The following is a 2,003-nucleotide window of genomic DNA, read 5'->3' on the forward strand; positions in this document are numbered from 1 at the left end:
CGCCCCCCCTCGGGCCCCGGGGGGGGGGGGGGGGGGGGGGGGGGGGGGGGGGGCCGGGGGGGGGGGGGGGGGGGGGGGGGGGCCCCCGGGGGGGGGGGCCCCCCCCCCGCCCGCGGGAGGGGTTCAGGCGGCCGGCACCTTGTCCAGGAAGCCGTAGACGGCCTTGATGCGGCCCGCCTCGTCGGCGACCAGGACGTCGAACCCGATCGCGATCGGCTCGGCGCCGGGCTCGGTGACCAAGCCCCACTGGAACCGGGCCTGGTTGTGGTGGGCGTCGACCGAGCCGTGCAGTTCGAAGGTGAGGCCCTTGAACTGCTCGCGGGCGCCCGTCACCACCGCGCCGAAGCCCTCGTGGCCCTCGACGGCGGCGAGCGGGTCGATGTACGGGGCGTCGGCCGTGAACAGCTCGGCGATGGCCGCCGCGCGCTTGTCGGCGTCCGCCTCGTTCCAGATGGCCAGGTAGCGATCGACGGTGGTGGTCAGGTCGCTCATGTGTGTTCTCCTCGATTCCGTTCCGTTGGTGCGGCTGACCCGACGTGCCGTCGCCAGGCGTGCGGTACGACGGGGGTTCTGGATGTCTCAGGGGGTCTCGGGGCGGTCCGGGGCCGGGGCCCAGACGGGGAGGGCGCCGGGGAGGACCTCGAAGGTGGCCGTGGAGCCGATGCCGTGCTGGTACTCGCCGTCGTGCTCCAGCGGCAGCCGGCGGCCGTCGGTGCGCTCCACGGTGATGGTCCGGCCGCGGGCGTACCGCGTGGCGGGGTGGCCGATGTGGGCGGCGGTCAGGGTCAGCCGCGGCACGTCGGCCGCGGCGATGCCGTCGCCGATGACGCAGACGTCGAGCAGGCCGTCGTCGAGCAGCGAGTCGGGCAGGACGTTGAACCGGCCGCCGCGGTAGGGGCCGCCGCCGACGTTCGCGAGGACGGTCGGGCCCTCGTGCACGACCCGCCCGTCGACGGTGACCCGGCCCGGGTACGGCGCGTAGCCCGCGGCGGTGTCGGCGAAGGCGCGCGCGTACCGCTCGCGGCCGGTCAGCGGCAGGTCGCGGGCGGTGATCAGCGCGTCGGCGATCACACCGGAGCAGGCGCCCAGGTAGACGTACTGACGAGTCTCGGCGAGTCGGGCCAGGTCCAGGCGGCGCGGGCGGGCGCTGCCGCCGATGCCGGAGTCGGTGAGGATCGCCTTGAGGGACTCCGTCCAGGGGCGGTCGCCCCACAGCATCTTGTAGCCGGAGTTGCCGGTGCCGCCGGGCACCACCGCGAGCGTGGCGCGCCCGGAGGCCGGCACCAGGCCCTGGACGGCCTCCCGGACGGTGCCGTCGCCGCCGATGACGACGACCAGGTCGGGGGCGCCGGTGTGCCGTTCGAGGGCCCTTCGCACCGCGACGGTGGCGTCGCCCGGTCCGGTGGTCGGGTGCACCTCGGTGCGCTCCAGGTACGAGTCGCACAACTGGCGCACCTGTTCCACCAGTTCCGGGCTGTGGCTGCCGGAGGCCGGGTTGGCCAGGACCAGTGCCCGGGTCGGGACCGGGGCTGCGGTATCTGCCATGCGGGCGTACTCCTTCGTCGGACGGTGCCGGCGGGTCCGGGGGCGGGGCCGCTCCTGCGGCTCCGGGCCCACGACGTCGACTCTGCCGCCGACCGCTGTCACGGCACTGACGTGCGGCTGACGGCGACGAGGCGCGCAGGCACGGGGAGGCAGGGCAGGGACACGCCGGGCACGGGGACGCGGGGCCGAGGGCATGCCCGGCCCGTCGCGGACGCCCGCGGTGCGCCGGGCCGGGCGCCGCGGGCACCCTCGGCGGGACTCCGGGCGCAGCGCCCGGGGTCCCGCCCCGGCGCCCCGGTCCGCGGGCGTGTGAGGCACGTGTGCGAGGTGGGTCGGGAGTGGGAGGGAGGGCGGGGCGCGGGCCGGGCGGTATGCCCGGCCGGCGCCCGGTCGGGGGGCCGGGGGGGGGGGCGCGCGGGGGTCGCGCTCGCGGACCCCGGTGGGGGTATGCCCGGCGG

Annotated in this window: 2 protein-coding genes; both read right to left on the reverse strand. The window is 77.5% G+C overall.

Features of this window, described 5'->3' with window-relative positions:
• Positions 1–123: 123 nt before the first annotated feature.
• Positions 124–492 carry a nuclear transport factor 2 family protein gene (locus ACFV20_RS31610; protein ID WP_385662954.1) on the reverse strand — a complete coding sequence of 123 codons (369 nt, stop codon included), beginning with the start codon at positions 490–492 and terminating at the stop codon, positions 124–126.
• An 87-nt stretch (positions 493–579) separates the two neighbouring features.
• Positions 580–1,545 (reverse strand): diacylglycerol/lipid kinase family protein, encoded by a 966-nt coding sequence (locus ACFV20_RS31615; protein ID WP_385662957.1) that lies wholly within the window; start codon positions 1,543–1,545, stop codon positions 580–582.
• Positions 1,546–2,003: the final 458 nt, after the last annotated feature.

Origin of the sequence: Streptomyces sp. NPDC059696, from assembly GCF_042733745.1 — a bacterium.
In the GTDB taxonomy this organism is placed as follows: domain Bacteria; phylum Actinomycetota; class Actinomycetes; order Streptomycetales; family Streptomycetaceae; genus Streptomyces.